Source organism: Xanthomonas sp. 3075 (assembly GCF_014197275.1).
GTDB classification, from domain to species: Bacteria; Pseudomonadota; Gammaproteobacteria; order Xanthomonadales; family Xanthomonadaceae; genus Xanthomonas; species Xanthomonas campestris_B.
In genome coordinates this window covers 38,648-60,150 of record NZ_JACIFI010000006.1, presented here as the reverse complement: position 1 = coordinate 60,150, position 21,503 = coordinate 38,648, and the positions used below count along the sequence as shown (strand labels likewise).

The 21,503-nt window shown below is 65.7% G+C and carries 21 protein-coding genes; 6 read left to right on the top strand and 15 right to left on the bottom strand.

The features are described 5' to 3' along the window. Positions 1–552: 552 nt before the first annotated feature. Both GGR62_RS07430 and GGR62_RS07425 read right to left on the bottom strand, forming a co-directional pair. On the bottom strand, positions 553–1,482 hold the full coding sequence (locus tag GGR62_RS07430; RefSeq protein WP_184407281.1) for a DMT family transporter: 930 nt from the start codon (positions 1,480–1,482) through the stop codon (positions 553–555). A 215-nt stretch (positions 1,483–1,697) separates the two neighbouring features. Next, positions 1,698–3,437 carry a glutamine--tRNA ligase/YqeY domain fusion protein gene (locus tag GGR62_RS07425; protein WP_184407280.1) on the bottom strand — a complete coding sequence of 580 codons (1,740 nt, stop codon included), beginning with the start codon at positions 3,435–3,437 and terminating at the stop codon, positions 1,698–1,700. Between the two features lie 321 nt (positions 3,438–3,758). On the opposite strand from GGR62_RS07425, the gene GGR62_RS07420 reads away from it, so the two are divergent. Both GGR62_RS07420 and GGR62_RS07415 read left to right on the top strand, forming a co-directional pair. Then, positions 3,759–4,400: a glutathione S-transferase family protein gene (locus GGR62_RS07420; RefSeq protein ID WP_184407279.1), complete on the top strand. Its 642-nt coding sequence runs from the start codon at positions 3,759–3,761 to the stop codon at positions 4,398–4,400. A gap of 1 nt (position 4,401) precedes the next feature. Then, the gene (locus GGR62_RS07415; protein WP_184407278.1) at positions 4,402–4,632 is read left to right on the top strand and encodes a DUF2007 domain-containing protein; all 231 of its coding nucleotides are present in this window, start codon (positions 4,402–4,404) and stop codon (positions 4,630–4,632) included. 490 nt (positions 4,633–5,122) lie between these two features. Here GGR62_RS07415 and GGR62_RS07410 read toward each other — a convergent pair whose 3' ends face one another. Genes GGR62_RS07410 through GGR62_RS07400 form a run of 3 tightly spaced genes read right to left on the bottom strand, consistent with a single transcriptional unit; the run spans position 5,123 to position 8,198 of the window. Beyond that, entirely contained in the window at positions 5,123–5,587 is a 465-nt protein-coding gene (locus GGR62_RS07410) for a response regulator (RefSeq protein ID WP_184407277.1), read from the bottom strand. Continuing rightward, positions 5,584–7,494, bottom strand: a complete 1,911-nt coding sequence (locus tag GGR62_RS07405) for an ATP-binding protein (protein ID WP_184407276.1) — start codon at positions 7,492–7,494, stop codon at positions 5,584–5,586. Before GGR62_RS07405 ends, GGR62_RS07410 begins: the two co-directional genes overlap by 4 nt. Beyond that, the gene (locus GGR62_RS07400) at positions 7,491–8,198 is read right to left on the bottom strand and encodes a response regulator transcription factor (protein WP_184407275.1); all 708 of its coding nucleotides are present in this window, start codon (positions 8,196–8,198) and stop codon (positions 7,491–7,493) included. The genes GGR62_RS07405 and GGR62_RS07400 overlap by 4 nt, the downstream gene beginning before the upstream one ends. Positions 8,199–8,320: 122 nt before the next feature. Here GGR62_RS07400 and GGR62_RS07395 point away from each other — a divergent pair, with 122 nt between their 5' ends. Both GGR62_RS07395 and msrA read left to right on the top strand, forming a co-directional pair. Further along, complete coding sequence (locus tag GGR62_RS07395; RefSeq protein ID WP_184407274.1) at positions 8,321–8,836, top strand: SgcJ/EcaC family oxidoreductase; 516 nt, start codon at positions 8,321–8,323, stop codon at positions 8,834–8,836. A gap of 82 nt (positions 8,837–8,918) precedes the next feature. Then, positions 8,919–9,569, top strand: coding sequence for a peptide-methionine (S)-S-oxide reductase MsrA (msrA, locus tag GGR62_RS07390; protein ID WP_184407273.1), 651 nt, complete (start codon positions 8,919–8,921; stop codon positions 9,567–9,569). A 333-nt stretch (positions 9,570–9,902) separates the two neighbouring features. Here msrA and GGR62_RS07385 read toward each other — a convergent pair whose 3' ends face one another. The 6 genes from GGR62_RS07385 to ahpC form a co-directional block, all read right to left on the bottom strand. After that, positions 9,903–10,472, bottom strand: coding sequence for a type 1 glutamine amidotransferase family protein (locus GGR62_RS07385; RefSeq protein ID WP_184407272.1), 570 nt, complete (start codon positions 10,470–10,472; stop codon positions 9,903–9,905). Between the two features lie 333 nt (positions 10,473–10,805). Further along, positions 10,806–11,774 carry a transaldolase gene (tal, locus tag GGR62_RS07380; RefSeq protein ID WP_184407271.1) on the bottom strand — a complete coding sequence of 323 codons (969 nt, stop codon included), beginning with the start codon at positions 11,772–11,774 and terminating at the stop codon, positions 10,806–10,808. A 75-nt stretch (positions 11,775–11,849) separates the two neighbouring features. Continuing rightward, entirely contained in the window at positions 11,850–12,272 is a 423-nt protein-coding gene (gene rnk, locus GGR62_RS07375; RefSeq protein WP_184407270.1) for a nucleoside diphosphate kinase regulator, read from the bottom strand. A 423-nt stretch (positions 12,273–12,695) separates the two neighbouring features. Further along, positions 12,696–13,637 carry a LysR substrate-binding domain-containing protein gene (locus GGR62_RS07370; RefSeq protein ID WP_184407269.1) on the bottom strand — a complete coding sequence of 314 codons (942 nt, stop codon included), beginning with the start codon at positions 13,635–13,637 and terminating at the stop codon, positions 12,696–12,698. Between the two features lie 84 nt (positions 13,638–13,721). Further along, positions 13,722–15,314, bottom strand: a complete 1,593-nt coding sequence (ahpF, locus tag GGR62_RS07365) for an alkyl hydroperoxide reductase subunit F (RefSeq protein ID WP_184407268.1) — start codon at positions 15,312–15,314, stop codon at positions 13,722–13,724. Positions 15,315–15,530: 216 nt separating this feature from the next. After that, positions 15,531–16,094 (bottom strand): alkyl hydroperoxide reductase subunit C, encoded by a 564-nt coding sequence (gene ahpC / locus GGR62_RS07360; protein ID WP_184407267.1) that lies wholly within the window; start codon positions 16,092–16,094, stop codon positions 15,531–15,533. Positions 16,095–16,296: 202 nt separating this feature from the next. Here ahpC and prmC point away from each other — a divergent pair, with 202 nt between their 5' ends. Then, entirely contained in the window at positions 16,297–17,148 is an 852-nt protein-coding gene (prmC, locus tag GGR62_RS07355; protein ID WP_184407266.1) for a peptide chain release factor N(5)-glutamine methyltransferase, read from the top strand. A 267-nt stretch (positions 17,149–17,415) separates the two neighbouring features. Further along, entirely contained in the window at positions 17,416–18,357 is a 942-nt protein-coding gene (gene pip, locus GGR62_RS07350; protein WP_184407265.1) for a prolyl aminopeptidase, read from the top strand. A 150-nt stretch (positions 18,358–18,507) separates the two neighbouring features. Here pip and GGR62_RS07345 read toward each other — a convergent pair whose 3' ends face one another. Genes GGR62_RS07345 through GGR62_RS07330 form a run of 4 tightly spaced genes read right to left on the bottom strand, consistent with a single transcriptional unit; the run spans position 18,508 to position 21,398 of the window. After that, positions 18,508–19,305, bottom strand: coding sequence for an N-formylglutamate amidohydrolase (locus GGR62_RS07345; protein WP_184407264.1), 798 nt, complete (start codon positions 19,303–19,305; stop codon positions 18,508–18,510). Then, positions 19,286–19,837 carry an NUDIX hydrolase gene (locus GGR62_RS07340; RefSeq protein WP_184407263.1) on the bottom strand — a complete coding sequence of 184 codons (552 nt, stop codon included), beginning with the start codon at positions 19,835–19,837 and terminating at the stop codon, positions 19,286–19,288. The genes GGR62_RS07345 and GGR62_RS07340 overlap by 20 nt, the downstream gene beginning before the upstream one ends. After that, the gene (locus GGR62_RS07335; protein WP_184407262.1) at positions 19,834–20,826 is read right to left on the bottom strand and encodes a 5'-3' exonuclease H3TH domain-containing protein; all 993 of its coding nucleotides are present in this window, start codon (positions 20,824–20,826) and stop codon (positions 19,834–19,836) included. The genes GGR62_RS07340 and GGR62_RS07335 overlap by 4 nt, the downstream gene beginning before the upstream one ends. Continuing rightward, entirely contained in the window at positions 20,823–21,398 is a 576-nt protein-coding gene (locus GGR62_RS07330; RefSeq protein WP_184407261.1) for a nitroreductase, read from the bottom strand. Before GGR62_RS07330 ends, GGR62_RS07335 begins: the two co-directional genes overlap by 4 nt. Positions 21,399–21,503: the final 105 nt, after the last annotated feature.

Below are 21,503 nucleotides of genomic sequence, written 5' to 3'. Positions count from 1 at the left end.
CTGGATCTCCGCGCTCTGGCTCAGGCACGTGGTGACTGGGCGATTGGGGACGGAGCGGTGGGCGAGCGGCTGGTCCGTGATTTGGCTGCAGTGCTTTTGCCCGTTCACCCTCGCGGGATACGCGATGAATCCATCCATGGGAGGCGTTGATGCGGCATCCATGCCGCATCAGGCCCGGCAACGGTGGGCGGGCAAGGGTGAGCCCGGAGTGTCGGTGTGCAGGGTTGCACGCAAGGCATGACTGGCATTGTTTTGCAGAGCGGTGCATTCGACCAGCTTCCCACCACAACGCGGTCAACAGACCGGCTTTCAATGAAGCGACCAGTGGACGTTCTGGTGTGGTGTCCTCGCCGCTTGCGGGACCCTGTGGCGGCATGGATGCCGCGACGGAGCCTACAAAGACGTACTTGCGGCGTGTCCCGGAAGCGGCGGGGGTACCGCGCCTTCGCTACAGCTTCAGGGCCAACGTCTGCGGTTTAGGTGCCGGTCTATGCTCCTCGTCGCCACCGTTGGTGGTTCGGTGGACTGTCTTGCGGTTGTCGGTCGCCGAGGTCATTTGGCTTCCGTATGCAGCGCTGCGCACCACAACACGCCGACCAGCAGGCAGGCGATGGCAGCCAACTCCAGCGGCGTGGGCAGGCGCATCTCCCAGGCAAAGCCGTACAGCAGAGCGAAAATCGTTTCGAACACGATCATCTGCCCGACCAGGGTCAGTGGTAGCGCGCGGCTGGCGCGGTTCCACAGCGCGTTGCCGATCACCGAGGCCAGGATGCCCAGTAGCAGTGAAATCCCCCAGAAACCGGCCCATGCGATCGGTGCATGGGTCGCGCTGCCGATCAGCGCGGCCGGCGCCAGCAGCAGCGCCAATGCGCCGGTGACCACGCCGGTCAGCAACGACCAGTCGCCGCCCGACAGGTCCGGGCGCCGCCGGAGCCAGCGTGCATTGGCGATGGAATAGGCCGACCATGACACCAATGCACCGCCCGCACACAGCAAACCGGCGATGCGGGTTAGGCGATCGCTGGCGTGTTGGCCGGTGTCGTGCTGCAAGGTATCCAGCGCGACCAGTACCACGCCGATCACGCACAACAGGCACGGCGGCGCCAGGCGCCGCAATTGCAGCGCGCCTGCGGCACGCGTGCCGATCACGGTGACCACGACCGGCAACAGGCCGATGATCAACGCAGTGGCCGCGCTGCCGGCCCACTGCACCGCACTGCCCAGCAACACGTAATAGATCAGGTTGCCCAGCAGGCTCAGGCGCACCAGCGCCCACCATTCCGCGCGACCCAGCCGCGCCGCGGTCTGGCGTGCGTGTGGCGCCAGCACCAGTGCGGCCACCGCGCCGTAGGACAGATAGCGCGCAACGGCCAGTTGCAGCGGCGTAAACGTCGCCAGCAACAAGGGTGCCAGGAACACCAGTCCCCATAAGGCGCCTGCGCCGATTCCACAGGCGGCGCCGACCATCAGGCGCTCACGCATCGTGCCGCTCCTTCATGCCGTGCAGCATGCAATGACATGCTGCAGCAGGCTCCGTTGCGTTTATGCATCAACTCCGAAGATATCCTGCTCTGACGTTCCCTGATGCAGTGCGCATCAGGGACGCAGTGGCCATCAGCGCGGCGATGGCCGCATGCGCATCACTGCGGCCGTCCCGTAGCCGCAGCCGATGGCGGGCATCGGCTGCATCCCCGAGCTCACTTGGCCCAGGTGTCGCGCAGGGTCACGCTGCGATTGAACACCGGCGTGGCGGCGCTGTGGTCGCGGCGATCGGCGACGAAATAGCCGGTGCGCTCGAACTGGAACGATTGCTCGGGCACGGCCTGCGCTGCGCTCGGCTCCACATAGCCGCGCACGCTGCGCTTGGACTCGGGGTTGAGATAGTCGCGGTAGGTCTTGCCTTCGGACTCATCGTCGGGCTTTTCCACCGAGAACAGCCGGTCATACAGGCGGATTTCCGCTTCCACCGCATGCGCGGCGCTGACCCAGTGGATGGTGCCCTTGACCTTGCGATTGGCGCCTTCCATGCCCGGACGCGATTCCGGATCCAGCCAGCCACGCAGCTCGACGATCTCGCCCGCAGCGTTCTTGATCACCTCGTCCACGCGCGCAATGCCGGCGCCGCGCAGGCGGATCTCGCCACCGGGCACCAGACGCTTCCAGCCCTTGGGCGGAACCTCGGCAAAATCCTCGCGATCGATCCACAGCTCGCGCGAGAACGGCACCTCGCGCGTCCCGAAGCTCTCGTCCTTGGGATGGTTGGAAAAACTCAGCGTTTCGCGATGGCCTTCCGGCAGATTGGTCAGCACCAGCTTGAGCGGGTCGATCACCGCCATGCGGCGCGCCGCAGCCGCATCCAGATCCTCGCGCAGGCAGCCTTCCAGCACCGAGAAATCGATCAGCGAGTTCTGCTTGCTGATGCCGACGCGGTCCACGAACAAGCGCATTGCCGCCGGCGTGTAGCCGCGCCGGCGCAGGCCCTGCAGCGTGTACATGCGCGGGTCGTCCCAGCCGTCCACCAGCCGCTCTTCCACCAGCGCGGTGAGCTTGCGCTTGCTCATCACCGTGTAGTTGATATTCAGGCGCGAGAACTCGATCTGGCGCGGCTTGGCGGCCTCGCGTGGCAGGCCTTTGTCCAGCAGCGGCTGCAGCAGCTGCGGATGCCCGGCCAGGTCCACCTTGTCCACGCACCAGTCGTACAGCGGGCGGTGGTCTTCGAATTCCAGCGTGCACAACGAATGGGTGATGCCTTCCACCGCATCGCCCAGCGAATGCGCGAAGTCGTACATCGGGTAGATCGGCCAGGCGTTGCCGGTGTTCTGATGTTCGACATGCTTGATGCGGTACAGCGCCGGGTCGCGCAGGTTGATGTTGCCGCTGGCCATGTCGATCCTGGCGCGCAGCGTACGCGCGCCATCGGGGAATTCGCCGGCACGCATGCGCCGGAACAGATCCAGGTTTTCCTCGACGCTGCGTTCGCGGAACGGCGAATGGCGGCCGGGCTCGGTCAGCGTGCCGCGATACTCGCGTACCTGCTCGGCGGACAGGTCGCAGACAAAGGCGTGACCGTCGCGGATCAGTTTCTCCGCAGCCAGGTAATACACCTCGAAATAGTCCGATGCGTGGCGCAGCTGCGCCCAGTCAAAGCCCAGCCAGCGGACGTCGTCCTGGATGGCGACCACGAACTCGGGGTCTTCCTTGGCCGGGTTGGTGTCGTCCAGGCGCAGGTTGCACAGCCCGCCGAACTCGGCCGCCAGGCCGAAATCCAGGCAGATCGCCTTGGCGTGGCCGATGTGCAGGTAGCCGTTGGGCTCAGGCGGGAAGCGGGTGCGGATGACCGTGTGTTTGCCGCTGGCCAGATCCTCGCGGACGATCTGGCGGATGAAGTCTTTCTTCTCCGCCGGGGCGGTGGCGTCGGTGGCTAGGGTCTCGGACATGCGCGCATCAGCATTAGGTAAACCGCAAGTTTAGGCGGTGGCGCCGGTTTAGGGGTAGGCGGCGGCGGGCGTTGCGCGCTCGGCTGGTGCTTTTTGCTGTGGATTGAAGCACCAGCAGGCCCTTTGGCCAGTGCCACCAACGCCATCCAGTGGTGCCACGGGCATCATCAAGGCAGCGATTGGCTGCAAAGTGTGACTGTCGGTGACGCGGTCGCGGTCGCGCCGGTGGGTGAGGTGGCGCTGTCAGCGCCCGATCGGCCACTGCTGGCGGTCGCCGGCCCCGACGCGTACGCTGCGCCGACCCTCTGCAGCGAGCAGCGCATGCCTTTGCCCCGCCTGGTGATCGGCGACAAGACCCTGTCCTCCTGGTCGTTGCGGCCGTGGCTGCTGCTGCGACATTTCCAGGTGCCGTTCGAAGAGATCGCGCTGCCGTTGGATACGCCGCAATTCCAGGCGCGCATCGCCGGTTATTCGCCGACCCGGCAGGTGCCGGTGCTGTGGGACGACACCCTGCATATCTGGGATTCGCTGGCGATCTGCGAATACGCCAACGAACGCTGGCTCGATGGGCGCGGCTGGCCGGCCGATCCGGCCGTGCGGGCGCAGGCGCGCGCTGCCGCAGCGGAGATGCATTCGGGCTTTGCCGCCCTGCGCAGCCAGCTGCCGATGAACCTGGCCCGTGTGCCCGGCCCCGCGGATTGGGACGCGGCGGCCGAGCGCGATATCACCCGCATCCAGGCGTTGTGGGCCAGCCTGCGTGCCGAGCATGGGCATGCGGGGCAGTTCCTGTGTGGCGATTTCGGCATTGTCGATGCGATGTTCGCCCCGGTTGCGTTGCGCTTTGCCAGCTACGGTGTGCCGTTGTTCGAGGCTGCTGGCGATTACCTGGCCGCACTGGATGCGCTGCCGGCACTGCGGGAGTGGAAGCAGGGCGCCGAGCGCGAACGTCTGGAGCGCGGCTGACATGCAGATCGCTTATCGCGCCAGTCACATCATCGACGCGCACCTGGCCAAACATGCGCTGGAAGATGCCGGTATCACCGCCTTCGTGTTTGGCGAGTCGCTATTGGGCGGTGCGGGGGAATTGCCCGCGTTCGGCGTGCTGCAGGTCTGCGTGGCCGACCTGCACCTGAGCCGGGCGCAGGCGGTGCTTGCAGAGATCGGATTGTGTGGCGAGGTGACGCGGGCGGTGTGAGGTCTACAGCGGTTATCGGAACGTAGCGAGCGATTGTGTCTTCCGTTTTTGGGCTGCCCTTGGCGTCATCTGGAGAGCTTCTGGGCGCGTTGGTCGAGGGCGCGATGCCCTCACCGCTTGCGGGACACGCGGTGAATCCGTCCATGCGGGCCCCTGTGGCGGCATTCATGCCGCCACAGGGGCCCGCAAGCGGCGAGGACACCGCACCAGAACGTCCGCTGGTCGCTTCATTGAAAGCCGGTCTGTTGACCGCGTTGTGTTGGGAAGCTGGTCGGACGCACCGCTCTTCTCCAATCACATGGCATGTCATGTCATGCACTGCGTGCAAGCACAGCGACACGTTTGGCTGCTGCTTGCCCGCCCGCCGTGGCGGAACCTGATGCGGTATGGATGCCACACAGGAGCCTGCAAGCAGGTACTTGCGGCGTCTCCCGCGGTGGTGGGCGCACAAGAACCCTGCAGCCATATCACGGACCGGCCGTTCGACAATTTAACTTTGCTGACGCCATCCTGGCGGCGCGGCATTCGGCGCGGCCAATGCACGCAGGCGTTTGAACAGGACGGTGGTTTCGGCCACGTTCCAGACCCGCAATGCGACCTCGAAGGTGTCCAGCGGCTTGGTCAAAAAATCCTTGGCGCCCAGGCCTAATGCGCGATGGCGCGCGCTGCGGCTGGGGTCGGCGGTGAGGACGATCACCGGCAGGAAGTGGCCGGGATCGGACAGCCGCGCCAGTTGTTCCAGCAGCGCGTAACCGTCCAGCTCCGGCATCTTCAGATCCAGCAGGATCAGATCCGGCGCGAATGCCGACACCAGCCCCATCACCCGCTGCGGGTCGGTGGTGGCGATGACCTGCTGGAAGCCTTCGCGCTGCAGCAGGTCTTCGAGTAGCCGCACGTTGGCCGGCTCGTCGTCGACGATGAGGATGCGGGAGCCGAGGATATCGTCGCGTGTCATGCCAGCAGCCTGTCGATCACCGTAAAGAATTCCGCCACGTCCAGCGGCTTGGTCAGATACGCGCGCACGCCCTGGTTGCCGACGCGCGCCAGCGTCGCCGTGGTGGCATCGGCGCTGATCACCACCACCGGTACTGAAGCCGTGGCTGGCTGCGCCTGCAACTCACGCAGCAATTCTTCGCCGCTGCCGTCGCTCAGATGCAGATCCAGCAGGATCAGATCCGGCACGCTTTGCTGCAGCGATGCGCGCGCCTGCGCCAGGCTGGCCGCTTCCAGCAGTTGCCATTGCGGGCGGCGTTCGCTGAGCGTGCGGATCAAGGCCTGGTTGGAGGGGTTGTCTTCGATGCTCAGCAACCGGCACACGCCGCTGCCAGCGTTATGCGGCTGCACGATGGTGCGTGCCGGTTCGCTGCGTTGCGGTTCGCCTTGCGGGAGCTCTATCCAGAAACGTGCGCCTTCAGGGCTGCTGTCCACGCCGATGCGCCCACCCATCGCCTCGATCAGCCGCTTGCTCAGTGCCAGGCCCAGACCGGTGCCTTCCACCGCCGAACGCTCCGCCCCCAGTCGCTCGAACGGCGTGAACAGCCGCTCGATCTGCGCGGGCGTCAGGCCCGTGCCCTGGTCTGCCACCGTGATGCGTATCTGCTCGCCATCCGGCAGCGCGCTCACCTGCACCTGGCCGCCGGTGCGATTGAACTTGACCGCGTTCGACAGCAGGTTGAGCAATACCTGACGCAGCCGTTGCACGTCTGCGCGCACCGTCCACGGCCCGTCGATGGCGGCGGGCTGCAGCGCGATACCGTGCTTGTCCGCGTCAGGAGCGATCAGGCCCAAGGCCTCGTGGACGGCCGCACGCACCAGGATCGGTTCCGGGCTCAGATCCAGTTGGTCCGCTTCGATGCGCGCGATGTCCAGCAGCTCGGTGATGAGTCCCAACAAGTGCCGGCCGGCGCCGAGGATGTGCTGCAGATGGCGGCGGGGACCGGGTTCTGGCAGATCCATTTCCAGTACCTGCGCGTAGCCCAGAATCGCATTGAGCGGCGTGCGGAGTTCGTGGCTGCTGCGCGACAGGAACTCGGTCTTTGCGCGGTTGGCGGTTTCCGCCTCGCGCCGCGCCAATTGCGCTTCGGCGGCACGTGCGGCAAGCAGTTCGCTGGCCTGCGCCAGGCGCTGACCGACCTGGCCTAGCTCATCGCCGGCACGCGGTTGCGGCGCCAGCGGCAGGCCTTCGCCCAGCCGATCGGCGTTGGCGGCCAGGGTGCGCAGGCGCCCGGACAATGCCGAGGCGAACCACGCCACCGCAAAGACCGCGCCCAGCCCGCCAAGCATCGCCGCGCTCAAGGTGATGATGAGGTTGCGCTGACGCAATGCCTGCGCCTTGGCGGTACGGACCTGCAATTGCGCGGTTTCGTAATTGCGCAGTTCGCGCAGTTCGGCGCGCAGGATATCGAGCTTGTATTTGCCGTCCCACAGCTGGCGGATCTCTTCTTCGCGGCTCAGGTCCGGCGCCAGCAAACGGCGCCACCCCTGCATCTTTTCGGCGAACAAGGGCTTGATGCGCGCGTAACGCGCCGCCTGCCCGGGATCGGTGATGCGCTGCGACAGCCGGTCTGTCACCTGTTGCAGGCGCGGCTCGGCATCGCGATACGGGGTGAGGAACTCATCGCGGCGTACCAGCCGATAACCGCGCACGCCGGCGGCGGTTTCGGCCAGCAGCGCATGCGCTTCGTACAGATCGCTCAGCACTTCCAGCGTCTGCCGCACATCGTTTTCGGCAGCGATGTTCTGCCGCTCCACGCTGTAGATCGCCATCAGCGCGACCGCCAGCAGCAGCAATGGCAGGGTCACCACCGCCAGGCTCTTGCGGGTGATCGGCCAATCGTTCCAACGCACCGCCAATGCATTCATAACGCGAGTCCGGCTTGCACTGCGTACACCGCAGCCTGGGTGCGATCTTTTACCTCAAGTTTCTGCAGGATTCGCTCCACATGCACTTTCACCGTGCCGGGAGAAATCCCCAGTTCAGCTGCAAGCGTGGCATTGGTCAGCCCGCGCGGCAGCAACGACAGTACCTGTTTTTCGCGTTTGCTCAATGCGTTGAGGCGGTTGTCCTGCAGCGGTTTGCGGCGACGCGAGGCGAGCGGTCTGGCCGGCTCGGCCACCATCGCCGGCAGCAGCAATGCGAAAGCTTGCAGCGCCTGCACATCGTCGTTGCCGGGAGCGGGGCGGTTGTCGTTCCAGGCCACGCACAGCATGCCGTGGGTGCTGCCCAGCGCATGGATCGGCACCTTGGCCTCGCGGATATCGGCCGGGCGCGGCGGCAGCAGCCAGGCCGCTTCGTGGCTGTCGCCGGCCGCGCTGGCGCCAGGTGGCAGCGCCTGGCCTCGGCTGGCCAGCACCTGCACGCGTGGCCCGCGCTGCGCCAGCACCGCGCCATGTTCCAGGCCCAGCAGCAACAGCACGCGTCCCAGCACCGCATCGCAGGCCAGCTCCGGGGTCTGCGTCTGGCGCAGCGCCACCGCCGCTTCCCAGAGCGCCTGCCAGCGCGCGCTGTCGGACGCCTCGCGGCGTAGTGTCAAGCGCCAATCGCCAGCATTGGTAGGGGTTTCCATGGGTTTTATCTACGCCGATCAGCATATTTGAGTATATGCCACTCGGCAGAATTGTTGGGGCTGTCTGATTTCGATACTGAGCTCGCCCGATGAGGCACCCAACAACCACACGGAGATTCCCCATGCGTCGCACCCTCTTCTCTCTGTTCCTGGCCCTGGCCGCCACCCCGGCGCTGGCAGGTGGCGTGATGCACTACACCGACAAGGCCACGCTGCCGCCCAGCGGCGAAGCGCGCGAAGTCGCCGCGCTGTTCGATACCTGGAATGCCGCCCTGGCGACCGGCAACCCGCACAAGGTGGCCGACCTGTACGCCCCGGACGGCGTGCTGCTGCCGACGGTCTCCAACCAGGTGCGCGCCTCGCGCGAGCAGATCGAGCAGTATTTCGAGATGTTCTTGACCAAGAAGCCGCAGGGCGTCGTCAACTACCGCACCGTGCGCCTGCTCGATGACGACAGCGCCGTGGACGCCGGCGTCTACACCTTCACGTTGACCGACAAGGACGGCAAGAAGAGCCAGGTGCAGGCGCGCTATTCCTTCGTCTACGAAAAGCGCGACGGCAAGTGGCTGATCATCAACCACCACAGTTCGGCGATGCCGGAAGTGGAGACCGCCACTGCGGCGGTGACCAAGAAGTAATGCGTTATTGGCCATAGCGGCTTGAAAGCCGCTATGGCCGGCGCCATCCAGCAGGCAATCCTCACGATTGCGGAGTTGCACCATGCTGGGAATCGGCGCCTTCAAGCAACGCATGCCACGTCCGGGCGAAGCATTACCGGGACGCGAGCAAGCGCTGCCGCTGCACAACACGCACCTGATCAACGGCCACCCGTTGCGCGGGGAGTTCACCGGGCTGGGACAGGTGCAATTCGGGCTCGGCTGTTTCTGGGGCGCGGAACGCAAGTTCTGGAACGTGCCCGGGGTGTACACCACGGCGGTGGGCTATGCCGGCGGCGAAACGCCGAACGCCACGTATGGCGAGGTGTGCTCCGGGCAGACCGGTCATACCGAAGCGGTGTTGGTGGTTTTCGACGAACAGTCGGTGTCGTTCGCGCAATTGCTGCGCACGTTCTGGGAAAGCCACGACCCCACCCAGGGCATGCAGCAAGGGAACGACGTCGGCAGCCAATACCGCTCGGCGATCTATTGCACGACACAGGCGCACTACGAGGCTGCGCTCGCCAGCCGCGATGCGTACCAGCAGCAGCTGGATGCGGCCGGATATGGCGCCATCACCACGGAGATCCGTTTTCCGGCGCCCACGTTCTACTACGCCGAAGACGAGCACCAGCAATATCTCGCCAAGCATCCCAATGGCTATTGCGGGCTTGGCGGAACGGGAGTGAGCTGCCCGATCGGGCTGGATGCCTGACGGAAAGGCGTGCCGGGTTGATGCGCTGGCATCCACGTGATCGTGGCGGCGCACCAACGGCAGACAGTGACCGGCAGCGTTATCACGATCAGGCAGCGCATGGGAGTGCATGCCAGGCAACTTGAATGGCGACGTTGGAGACAACGTCGCCATCTTTTTTCATGCGGCGTGCGCAACACGCGCCGGCGCTGCCGCGTATGGCTGAGAGACGAACTGGCTCAGCGAATCATGGCAGTCAATCACTACAGCCAATCGGTGCAATGAATCGGCGCGGCGAATCACTGCCATCGAGTCAGTGCAGCCAATCAGCTCGGCGTGCTTGAATCGGTTGGATCAGACGAACTCGCCAGCGAACATGCCGCGCAACTGGGCGAGCATGTCGGTGCGTTCCGGGTGCAGCACGCGCATGCAGGCCAGGGCAAAACCGACCGGACTGGTGCCGGGTGCGGTGATCACGCAATCGGCGGTCACGACCTTTTCGTGCCGGTATTGCGCAGCGCCCGCGTACGGCACCACGTGTTCCTGCAAGAAGGCCTGCGAGTTGCTGGTGTGCGCGCGTTCGTCGAGCAAGCCGGCATAGGCGAAGGCGATGGTGGCGCCGCAGATCGCTGCGACCGGACGCTGATGTTGCACGCGCTCGACCAACAGACCGCTCAGGCCGGGAATCTCGCCGGCTTGCCAGCGTTCGCTGCCGGGCAGGATCCACAGATCGGCCTCCAATGGCGCCAGATCCGAAAGTGCAAATTCCGGCACGATGCGCAGCCCACCGATCGACTTCACCGGCTGGCCGTCGATGCTGGCAATGGCGACCTGGTCGCCGAACCACTCGCGCGCCGCTGGCAGGACGACGCCAATTTCCCAATCGGCCACGCCGTCCGCCATCACCACTGCAATGTTTGCCATTGTCCGCTACGCCAGTTGAGGAACCCGGATTCTAGGCAGTGCGCGGGCGGCGATTGTGAGCGTATTGTGGAGAACGGTATCGAGCCGTGGGGCGGGAGCTCCACGGCATGCATGTCGGTCGGCAGGGTGATGCCATGCACGGCGCCAGCGCATCAGTGCTGGCGGGTGCCTATGCGCAGCACCGGACACGATGACCAGCGCAATCGTCGTGCTGTGGCCTGGCAGCGTCGCGTCTCCATGGCCGCACGCGATGGCTGCGGTCATCGACGGAAACGACAACGCCCGCAGCGATCAGGCTGCAGGCGTTGGGATGACGCAACTGCGGTGTGGCAATCAGCCGGCGAGCTTGTCGGTGATGGTCTTGCGCAGTGCCTGCAGATCCTTGGCGAAGGCATCGATGCCGCTGGCCAGTTTTTCGGTGGCCATCGGATCTGCCGCCAGGTCGGTGGCGAAGCGGTCGCTGTCGATCGGGGTGATCTGCGCGTTGTCGGCTTGCGCGGGCGCCAGCTTACGCGGCAGCTCGCCGTGTTCTGCGTCGAGCTTCTCCAGCAGGTCCGGCGAGATGGTCAGGCGGTCGCAGCCGGCCAGCGCTTCGATCTGCGCGGTGGAGCGGAACGAGGCGCCCATCACCACGGTGGCCGAGCCACGCCGCTTGAACTCGTCGTAGACCGTGCGCACGAACACCACGCCCGGATCTTCGTCGATGCTGGCCGGGGTCTGGCCCTGGGCGACGTAGTAATCCAGGATGCGGCCCACGAACGGGGAAATCAGGAATACGCCGGCCTCTGCACAGGCCAGCGCCTGCGAACGGTTGAAGATCAGCGTGAGGTTGCAGTCGATGCCTTCGCGCTGCAGCTGGCGGGCCGCTTCGATGCCTTCCCAGGTGGCCGCGATCTTGATCAGGATCTTGTCCTTGGACACGCCACGCTCGGCGTACATCGCAATGAACTTGCGCGCCTTGGCGATGGTCGCCTGGGTGTCGTGCGCCAGGTCGGCATCGACCTCGGTGGAGACGCGGCCGGGGACCAGTTCGGCCAGCTTGACGCCCACGCCGATGGTGAGGCGGTCGGCCACTTCGTTGACGGTCGCGGTGCGGTCGTCGCCGCCGTGTTCGCGGCCCCAGGCCAGTTCGCGCTCGATCAGGTCGGCGTAGACCGGCAGGTCCAGCGCCTTCTTGACCAGCGTGGGATTGGTGGTGCAATCGACCGGCTTCAGACGCTTGATGGCGTCGTAGTCGCCGGTGTCGGCAACGACGACAGACAAGTCACGCAACTGGGCAAGTTTGGAAGCGGATGCAGTCATGCGGGTTCTCTCGAATCGTGGAACGGGTCGTGGATAAGACGCAGCGCGCTACGGTAGCGCGCCTGGCGTGGGAAGTCAGTCGGCGGCCAATGCATGTTGATCGTGCACGGCGCTCACGCGCAGACGCAGGTCGCGTCCGTCGGGCGTGCGCCAGTCGATGCTCTGGCCGACCGACAGGCCGAGCAGCGCACTGCCGACCGGTGCCAGCACCGAGATGCGACCATGTTGCACATCGGCCTCATGCGGATACACGAGGGTGAGCGTGTGCCGTTCGCCATGCAGCTCATCTTCGCAATCGATGCGGGAGTACATGGTGACGACATCGCCGGGAATCTGATCGGGCGGCACGACGCGTGCGCGGCCCAGTTCGTCACTCAGCGCGGCGGCAGCCGGGTGCTTGTTGAAGGCGGGGGATTCGAGCAACGCTTCAAGCCGGGCGAGGTCATGGCTGGAAACCAGAATGGACGGCGGCAAGCCGCTGTGGTGTGGCGAGGTCATGGCGATCTCCTTGACGAGTACGGCTCGCCGACATGGTGAGCTTCACTCATCAGATGAGGGCGCCGTTGCTTGATCGCAATGCGTGGCGAGATGACGCAGCGCATGGCATGTGTTGAGCGAGGCTGGCGCGGCACTGCGCGTGAGGGGCCGTGGCCACAGCAGCAGACAGGCGCGGCCATGCGTCAGTCCACTGCCGCGCGCGTCCGCGCTACAAGCGACGGGGTTGGAGTTCCCCTGCAGGCCAATGACGTCGCAGCTGCCGTGTGTTGCCAGATGCATCGCATCGTAACCATCAGCTAAACAAAAAACGACGCTCGCGCGCCGCTTATGTCCAGTAGCAGATGAGAAACACATTGCACGAAGCGACCGCAGCGGTGAAACGATTTCCCGAATCCCGAATCCCGAATCCCGATTCCCGAATCCTCAGGCCGCAACCGCCTTGGGGCCGTTGGTCGGCTGGTCCAGCGTAAACAGGCTGTCCGGCAATTCCTTGAACAGCTGTGACAACTGCTCCAGAAACGCAGTCATGGCCGAGCTGCGGCGCCAGGCCATCGCGATCCGGCGGCTGGGCTGCTTGTCTTCGCGGAAGCGGATCAGACGGATGTTCTCAGAGCGTGCCACCGGCGGCTGGACCGCCAGCAGCGGCAACAAGGTCACACCGACATTGGCCGCCACCATCTGGCGCAGGGTCTCCAGGCTGGTGGCCTGAAATTCTGACTTTTCCAGCGCACCGGCGAGATGGCACACGTCCAGCGCCTGTTCGCGCAGGCAATGGCCATCTTCCAGCAACAACAACCGTTGGTCGGTCAGATCGTCCAGCGTCATGCTGTCGTGGCGCGATAGCGGGTGGCCTTCGGGCACCGCCAGCACGAAGGGCTCCTCGAACAGAAATTCGGCATGCAGCTGCTCGTCCTGCAACGGCAGCGCGAGCAGTGCGGCATCCAGGCGACCTTCGCGCAACTGGTGCGTGAGCTGGTCGCTTTTTTCCTCGACCAACAGCAGTTCCAGACGCGGGAAGCGCTCGCGGATACGCGGCACCACATGCGGCAACAGGTACGGCGCCAAGGTGGGAAAAATGCCCAGCCGCACAGTGCCGGCTTCCGGGTCCTGGCTACGCCGCGCGGCTTCCTTCATCTGTTCCACTTCGGCCACGATGCCGCGCGCGCGCATCGCGGCTTCGCGGCCGGCCGGGGTCAACATCACCTTGCGCGGCGCACGTTCCACCAATGGCACGCCGAGCTCGTCTTCCAGCTTCTTGATCTGGGTGGACAGGGTGGGCTGGCTGACGAAACACGCTGTGGCTGCACGACCGAAATGCTTGTGGTCGGCAAGTGCTACCAGATATTTCAGGTCACGCAGATTCATGTGCAGCAGCCCTCGTTGCGGTGACGGTTAACCACTGGAGCGTGGTGCGAGCTTGGCGCCCGGGCGTGGCCGTGCGCCGTGCGCTTACGCAGCTTCGGCCACGTTCTCTGCGCTGACCGGTGCGCTGGAGCGGATCAGGAAATCGAATGCGCTCAACGCGGCCTTGGAACCTTCGCCCATTGCAATCACGATCTGCTTGTACGGCACGGTGGTGGCGTCGCCTGCGGCGAACACACCCGGCACATCGGTCTGCCCACGGTCGTCGACGATGATCTCGCCGCGCGGCGACAACGCTACCGTTCCCTTGAGGAATTCGGTGTTGGGCAGCAGGCCGATCTGCACGAATACGCCTTCCAGATCGACGTGCTGGATGTCGCCGCCGGTGCGGTCCTTGTAGACCAGTCCGGTGACTTTTTGCCCATCGCCGAGCACTTCGGTGGTCTGCGCGCTGGTGATGATGCGCACGTTGTGCAGGCTACGCAGCTTGCGTTGCAGCACTTCGTCGGCGCGTAGCTTGTCGTCGAATTCCACCAGCGTGACATGCGCCACGATGCCGGCCAGATCGATCGCCGCTTCCACGCCCGAATTGCCGCCGCCGATCACCGCCACGCGCTTGCCCTTGAACAGCGGGCCATCGCAATGCGGGCAATAGGCCACGCCCTTGTTCTTGTACTGATCTTCGCCCGGCACGTTCATCTGCCGCCAGCGGGCGCCGGTGGACAGGATCACGGTCTTGCTCTTGAGCGAGGCGCCATTGGCCAGCTTGATTTCGATCAGGCCATCGGCACCGGCCGGGAGCAGCTGCTCGGCGCGCTGCAGATTCATGATGTCCACTTCGTACTGGCGCACATGCTGTTCCAGCGCGGCGACCATCTTGGGGCCTTCGGTCTCCGGCACCGAAATGAAGTTTTCGATCGACATGGTGTCCAGCACCTGGCCTCCGAAACGTTCGGCAGCCACGCCGGTGCGGATGCCCTTGCGTGCGGCATACACTGCCGCCGCCGAACCGGCCGGGCCGCCGCCGACCACCAGCACGTCGAAGGCGTCCTTGGCCGCGATCCTGGCGGCGTCGCGCTTGGTCGCATTGGTGTCGAGCTTGGCGACGATCTGCTCCAGCGTCATGCGGCCCTGGTCGAACAGCTCGCCGTTCAAGTAAACGGTGGGCACCGACATGATCTGGCGGGTTGCGACCTCGTCCTGGAACAGCGCACCGTCGATGGCGACGTGTTTGATGCGCGGGTTGAGCACGGCGGCCAGATTCAGCGCCTGCACCACGTCCGGGCAGTTCTGGCACGACAGCGAGAAATAGGTTTCGAACTGATAGTCGCCATCCAGGTGCTGCACCTGCTCGATCAGCTCGGCGGTGGCCTTGGACGGATGGCCGCCCACCTGCAGTAGCGCCAGCACCAGCGAGGTGAACTCGTGGCCCATCGGCAGGCCGGCAAAGCGCAGCGAGATGTCCTGGCCGGGCGTGGTCAGCGCGAACGACGGCTTGCGCTGGTTGTCGTCGCGGTGGATGTCCAGGCTGATCTTGTCCGACAGCAGCACCAGGTCTTCGAGCAGGTCGAGCATGTCGCGCGAACCGGTGCTCTCGTCGATCGAGGCATTGATCTGGATCGGCCGCGTGACCCGTTCCAGGTAGGCGGTCAGCTGGGTCTTGAGGTTGGCATCCAACATGGAAAACTCCTGGGAATGGGCAAGGGGGTGGCGTGACGTCGCTGCGGGAGGACAGCTCGCCGGGGAAGCGAAGGAGGTGAACCGCAGCCGGCGCGAGGTCGGGATGCGTGCTGGCGATGGCTGGCGGGCAGCCCGGCACCGGCTCCGGTTCACCCCCGGCCCAATGCTGGGCCGGAGATGCGCCGACCTGATGAAAGGTCGGAAGTAACAGTCGGTTTAGATCTTGCCGACCAGGTCCAGCGACGGAGCCAGGGTCTTGGCGCCTTCCTTCCACTTGGCCGGGCAGACCTGGCCAGGGTTGTTGGCGACGAACTGGGCGGCGGTCAGCTTGCGCAGCGTCTCGGTGACGTCGCGGGCGATCGAGTTGTCGTGGATCTCGAGGGTCTTGATGACGCCTTCCGGGTTGATGATGAAGGTGCCGCGCAGGGCCAGGCCTTCTTCTTCGATGTGCACGCCGAACGCACGGGTCAGCTGGTGGGTCGGGTCGCCGATCAACGGGAACTGCGACTTGCCGACGGCCGGCGAGGTCTCGTGCCACACCTTGTGCGAGAAGTGCGTATCGGTGGTGACGATGTACACCTCGGCGCCTGCCTTCTGGAACGCGGCATAGTTGTCGGCGGCGTCTTCCACTTCGGTCGGGCAGTTGAAGGTGAAGGCGGCCGGCATGAAGATCAGCACCGACCACTTGCCCTTCAGGCTGGCCTCGGTGACTTCGATGAAGTTGCCGTTGTGGTACGCATTCGCCTTGAACGGCTGGACCTGGGTGTTGATGAGAGACATTGAGTTTCCTCGTGCAATGAAAGGGGGCGGGGGATGGAGCAGTCGCCATGGTAGGTAGGATCGATAGATTTCTCAAATCGATTGATGGAATTGAATAGATAGGATTTGCCTATCGACCTCGTAGGCAGAATCTGCCTCTACGTGCTGGCCGTTCCATCTCCGATAATGGTCAGCCGATGTTTCGCACGAGTGAATGATCCGTATGAGCGACGATTCCGCCGGCATCCCGGCCGTTCAGCTGCTGCGACTGGCGGCTACGCGGATCGACCGTCGCGATGCCGAGCCGCTGCTGCTGCACGCGCTGGGCCGCGACCGCGCCTGGTTGTTCGCGCATGGCCGCGATCCGGTCGTCGATTCCGTGGCGCAGGCGTTCGAGGTGCTGGTGCAGCGGCGCCAGGCGGGCGAGCCGGTGGCGTACCTGACCGGCAAGCGCGGGTTCTGGACGCTGGATCTGGCGGTCTCCACGGCCACGCTGATCCCGCGCGCCGATACCGAGGCGCTGGTCGAGTTGGCGCTTGAGCGCATCGATCACACGCCGGGCCGCCGTGTTGCCGATCTGGGGACCGGCAGCGGCGCCATCGCGCTGGCCATCGCCAGCGAGCGGGCGCAAGCGCAGGTGGTCGCCACCGATGCCAGTGCAGCGGCGCTGGCGGTGGCCCGGCACAACGCCCACAGCCATCAGCTGCACAATGTCGCGTGCCGGCTGGGCAGTTGGTTCGCACCCTTGAACGGCGAGTGTTTCGATCTGATCGCCAGCAATCCGCCGTATATCGCTGCGCACGACCCGCATCTGGGCGAGGGCGATCTACGCTACGAGCCGGCCAGTGCGCTGGCGTCCGGCCCCGATGGATTGGACGACATCCGCCTGATCGTGACCGATGCGCCTGCGCATCTGCTGCCGGGCGGCTGGTTGCTGCTCGAACATGGTTGGGACCAGGGCGCGGCGGTGGCCGAACTGCTGGTGGCACGCGGCTTCGATGCGGTGGCCACGCATCAGGATCTGGAGCAGCGCGACCGGGTGACAGTGGGACGCTGGTCGCCCGCGACGCGCTGAGCGCGGGCGACACACCTGGCAAGCGCTCGCCAGCTGGGTGCGCACTGCGCACTCAAGACAGGGGGCATGCGCGGGATACCTGCCGTTTCCAGCGCCGACCGCACCGGCCAGTCGGAAAGCGCAGGAGTTTTGGTTGGTCGCTCCAAGCCCTTGCGCGTCCCAAGCCGTCGCGCATCGTCGTGCGCGTGCGCTCGGCCGATCACATGGGGTCGGCCGCGTGCGCCAGCTGGCTGCCGATACACTAGCGGTTTCCCGCAGGACCGACGCATGCGCACGCTCTATCCCGAGATCACCCCGTACGACCACGGCACCCTCCAGGTCGACGACCGCCACACCCTGTATTTCGAGCAGTGCGGCAATCCGCAGGGCAAGCCGGTGGTGATACTGCACGGCGGCCCCGGTGGCGGTTGCAACACCAAGATGCGGCGCTTCCACGATCCGGCCAAGTACCGCATCGTGCTGTTCGATCAGCGCGGCGCAGGCCGCTCCACCCCGCACGCCGATCTGGTGAACAACACCACCTGGGATCTGGTCGCCGATATCGAGCGGTTGCGCGCGCACCTGGGTATCGCGCGCTGGCAGGTGTTCGGCGGCAGCTGGGGCTCGACCTTGGCGCTGGCCTACGCGCAGACCCACCCGCAACAGGTCACCGAGCTGGTACTGCGCGGCATCTTCCTGCTGCGGCGGTTCGAGTTGGAATGGTTCTATCAGCAAGGCGCCAGCCGCTTGTTCCCGGATGCCTGGGAGCATTACATCAGTGCGATTCCGCCGGTGGAACGCGCGGATCTGATGTCTGCCTTCCATCGCCGCCTCACCAGCGACGACGAAGCCACGCGTCTGGCCGCGGCCAAGGCGTGGAGCGTGTGGGAAGGCGCGACCAGCTTCCTGCATGTGGACGATGATTTCGTCACCGGGCATGAAGACGCACACTTCGCACTGGCGTTCGCGCGCATCGAGAACCACTACTTCGTCAACGGCGGTTTCTTCGAGGTCGAAGACCAGCTGCTGCGCGACGCGCACCGCATCGCCGATATCCCCGGTGTGATCGTGCAGGGGCGTTACGACGTGGTGTGCCCGGCGCAAAGCGCCTGGGATCTGCACAAGGCCTGGCCGAAGGCGCAGCTGCAGATCAGCCCGGCCGCCGGTCATTCGGCATTCGAGCCGGAAAACGTCGATGCGCTGGTGCGCGCGACCGACGGGTTTGCCTGAGCGACCACGTCAAGCGCAGCCGGGTCACGCGCCCGGCCGCACCAAGTGCCATGACCCTTGCGAGCGTGCCGGCGTGCGGCCAGGCGTGATCGGTAACGCTCCATCGCACGCCGGCTCGCTCCTGGCGTGATTGCCGTGTGGCTGCGTGTTTCAGTGCGCCAGCAGCGCTTGTGCCAGCGGCGGGAGCATGCGTGCCAATCGCCGGGCCCAGGCCAGCTGTCCTGCGGCATCGGCGATCAGGTCCTGGCGCAGTTCCAGTTCCACATGCAACAGTCCGCGGCCTTCGCCGTGGACCGGGATCGCGTAGTCGCTGGCGTCGCTGACCGCGTAGGGCTGGTTGTCGCCGACCACCAGGTCCGGCTCCTCGCGTAAGGCGTGCAGCAACCGATGCGCCAGCCGCGTGTCGCGGTGATACAGCACGCCGGCATGCCAGGGCCTCGCGTTGCCGGCCATGATCGGTGTGAAGCTATGCATCGACACCAGCAAGGTCGGTTGCTTGCGCTGCGCACGTGCATCCAGTTCCGCCGCAATGCGCGCGTGGTACGGCGCGAAGATTTCGTCGATGCGTTGCCGCCGCGCATCGGCCGACAGCTGCAGATTGCCGGGAATCGATGTGCCGTCGCTGACCTCTGGCATCAGCGTGGCGGAAGCGTGCGGGCGATTGCAGTCGATCACCAGGCGCGAATAGGTCTGGGCGATGGCGAATGCATCCAGCGCATCGGCCAGCAACCGGGTGACCTCGGCAATGCCGATATCCCAGCCGATATGGCGGTCCAGTGCGTGCTGCGGCAAGCCGAGATTGTCCAGCCGCGCCGGCACGCGTTGACCGGCGTGGTCGGCGATCAGCAGCCACGGCGAGGCGGCCTGCGGGTTGAAGACGGTGAACGGTGCCGGATCGTCAGCGCCGAGCAGGTGCGGTGTGTTCGGTTCAACCACGCGGGGTGCCATCCAGTGCGTGATCGACCAGATACAGCCCGGCCCACAGCTTGGGGTCCATCTGGTAGCCCTCGGCCATCTTCTGCACCAGCCAGGCGCCGACCTGCGCGCGCGGGATTTCGTGCACGGTGATGTCCTCGCTGGCATCGCCGCCGCCTGCGCCCACCTTGCGCAGGCCGGTGGCACGCACGAAGGCGATCTTCTCGCTGCTGGCGCCGGCCGAGGTGGGTCCGATCATCAGCACTTCTGCGTGCTCGGCGGTCCAGCCGGTTTCTTCTTCCAGCTCGCGGATCGCCGACAGTTCGATCGACTCGTCGGCATGCACGTCGCCGACCAGGCCGGCCGGCATTTCGATGGTGCGCGCCTGCAGCGGCACGCGGAACTGTTCGACGAACAGCATCGCATCGTCCGGGGTCACCGCCACGATGATCGCGGCCAGGCCGCCGGCATGCACGCGCTCGGAATATTCCCAGGTGCCGCGCACGACCATGCGCTGGTACTTGCCTTCGTAGACCACGGTGGGTGAAGCGTCGTGTCGGTTCATGGGTGCAGGCCTTGTTCCAGGGAAACGGGAGTGCGTGGGGCCGGCGCGCCGCTGCACGCAGCCAGCAACCGGCGCCGGGTGAGCGGGCCGAAGCGCAGGCTCTCGCACAAGCCGGTGAGCATGTCCGTATCGGCCTGCGCGCGCGTGAAGCCTGTCGCGGTGAGTGCCAACGGTGCATCCAGCGCGATGGTGGTGAGCCGGCGCCACAGCAGCGCATGTTCGCGTTGTTCGCGTAGCCGCGCCGCCATCTGCGCGGCGCCGCGCAGCCGCAGGAACGGGACTTCATCGATGCGCTCCAGCAAGGCATCCAGGCTACCGAAATGCGCCAGCAACACCGCCGCCGATTTGGCGCCGATGCCGGTGACGCCGGGAATGTTGTCGATCGCATCGCCGCACAGCGCCAGGTAGTCGGCGATCTGGTGGGCGTGCACGCCGTGGCGCGCCTTGACCCCGTCCATGCCCCAGCGCAGGTTGCGCGCGTAATCCCATTGCTCGTCGTGCTCGAACAGCAGCTGCGACAGATCCTTGTCGGCCGACACGATCACCCCGCGCAAGCCCTGCGCACGCGCGCCGTGCAGGGCGCTGCCGATCAGATCGTCGGCCTCGTACTCGCGGTGGGCCAGCACGCTCAGGCCCAGCGCCGCGCAGAGCGCCTTGCAGTGCGCGAACTGGCGCCGCAATGCATCCGGTGCCGGGGTGCGATTGCCCTTGTAGGCCGGGTAGATCGCATGCCGAAAGCAGCTGTCCAAAGCCTCGTCGAAGGCGACGGTGATGTGCTGCGGGTCTTCGCGTTCGAGCAGGTCGAGCAGGAAGCGCGCAAAGCCGTGGACGGCATTGGTCGGCCAGCCTTGCGCATCCTGGAATTCGTCCGGGATCGAATGCCACGCGCGGAAGACATACAGGCTGGCATCGACCAGATACAGCGGTGTCGGGCGCTGGACCGGTGCTGCCGCCGTTGCCGACGCGACGCCAGGGCTGGGTGTGGTCACGGTGTCCAGTCGCGCAGCAGCGCTCGTGGATCCGGCCGTTCGCGCTCGGGCACCTGAATACGCGGCGTGCCGATATGGATGAAGCCGGCGATGCGCTCGTTCGGCTCCAGGCCCAGATAGCCGGTCACTGCCGGGTCGTAGGCCATCCAGGCGGTCAACCATTGCGCACCGAAGCCATGCGCCTGCGCCGCCTGCAGCAGCGCAAAACACACGCAGCCGGCGGTGAGCAGCTGCTCCTGCTCCGGTACCTTGTGCCCGGGACGCAGCGAGGCGATGACCACGATCACCAGCGGCGCATCGGCGAAGCGGTGACGGTCTTTTTCCACCGCCGCCGGTGGGGCCAGCGGGTCGGCCGCCTGGGTCGTGTCGGCCAGGAAATCGCCCAATGCGTGACGTGCGTCGCCGCTGATGCGCAGGAAGCGGAACGGCACCAGTTTGCCGTGGTCGGGCACGCGCACCGCCGAGGTGAGCATGCGCAGCAAGGTGGCGTCGTCCGGCCCGGGTTCGCCGAGCTGTTTGGAAGGAACCGAGCGCCGGGCGTCCAGCGCCTGAAGTGAATACGGTGCGTGCATGATTCCGAATCGTGACGATGGAGAACTGCAATTATAGACGGGCTCTTCCCACGCTCTGAACGCGCTGGCCACGCCGAAGGCTTAACCCGCGCAGGCGTATAACGT

Excerpts from the sequence above, each read along its gene's own strand:
- GGR62_RS07430 (WP_184407281.1), bottom strand. The coding sequence starts at position 1,482 with ATGCGTGAGCGCCTGATGGTCGGCGCCGCCTGTGGAATCGGCGCAGGC.
- GGR62_RS07425 (WP_184407280.1), bottom strand. The coding sequence starts at position 3,437 with ATGTCCGAGACCCTAGCCACCGACGCCACCGCCCCGGCGGAGAAGAAA.
- GGR62_RS07420 (WP_184407279.1), top strand. The coding sequence starts at position 3,759 with ATGCCTTTGCCCCGCCTGGTGATCGGCGACAAGACCCTGTCCTCCTGG.
- GGR62_RS07415 (WP_184407278.1), top strand. The coding sequence starts at position 4,402 with ATGCAGATCGCTTATCGCGCCAGTCACATCATCGACGCGCACCTGGCC.
- GGR62_RS07410 (WP_184407277.1), bottom strand. The coding sequence starts at position 5,587 with ATGACACGCGACGATATCCTCGGCTCCCGCATCCTCATCGTCGACGAC.
- GGR62_RS07405 (WP_184407276.1), bottom strand. The coding sequence starts at position 7,494 with ATGAATGCATTGGCGGTGCGTTGGAACGATTGGCCGATCACCCGCAAG.
- GGR62_RS07400 (WP_184407275.1), bottom strand. The coding sequence starts at position 8,198 with ATGGAAACCCCTACCAATGCTGGCGATTGGCGCTTGACACTACGCCGC.
- GGR62_RS07395 (WP_184407274.1), top strand. The coding sequence starts at position 8,321 with ATGCGTCGCACCCTCTTCTCTCTGTTCCTGGCCCTGGCCGCCACCCCG.
- msrA (WP_184407273.1), top strand. The coding sequence starts at position 8,919 with ATGCTGGGAATCGGCGCCTTCAAGCAACGCATGCCACGTCCGGGCGAA.
- GGR62_RS07385 (WP_184407272.1), bottom strand. The coding sequence starts at position 10,472 with ATGGCAAACATTGCAGTGGTGATGGCGGACGGCGTGGCCGATTGGGAA.
- tal (WP_184407271.1), bottom strand. The coding sequence starts at position 11,774 with ATGACTGCATCCGCTTCCAAACTTGCCCAGTTGCGTGACTTGTCTGTC.
- rnk (WP_184407270.1), bottom strand. The coding sequence starts at position 12,272 with ATGACCTCGCCACACCACAGCGGCTTGCCGCCGTCCATTCTGGTTTCC.
- GGR62_RS07370 (WP_184407269.1), bottom strand. The coding sequence starts at position 13,637 with ATGAATCTGCGTGACCTGAAATATCTGGTAGCACTTGCCGACCACAAG.
- ahpF (WP_184407268.1), bottom strand. The coding sequence starts at position 15,314 with ATGTTGGATGCCAACCTCAAGACCCAGCTGACCGCCTACCTGGAACGG.
- ahpC (WP_184407267.1), bottom strand. The coding sequence starts at position 16,094 with ATGTCTCTCATCAACACCCAGGTCCAGCCGTTCAAGGCGAATGCGTAC.
- prmC (WP_184407266.1), top strand. The coding sequence starts at position 16,297 with ATGAGCGACGATTCCGCCGGCATCCCGGCCGTTCAGCTGCTGCGACTG.
- pip (WP_184407265.1), top strand. The coding sequence starts at position 17,416 with ATGCGCACGCTCTATCCCGAGATCACCCCGTACGACCACGGCACCCTC.
- GGR62_RS07345 (WP_184407264.1), bottom strand. The coding sequence starts at position 19,305 with ATGGCACCCCGCGTGGTTGAACCGAACACACCGCACCTGCTCGGCGCT.
- GGR62_RS07340 (WP_184407263.1), bottom strand. The coding sequence starts at position 19,837 with ATGAACCGACACGACGCTTCACCCACCGTGGTCTACGAAGGCAAGTAC.
- GGR62_RS07330 (WP_184407261.1), bottom strand. The coding sequence starts at position 21,398 with ATGCACGCACCGTATTCACTTCAGGCGCTGGACGCCCGGCGCTCGGTT.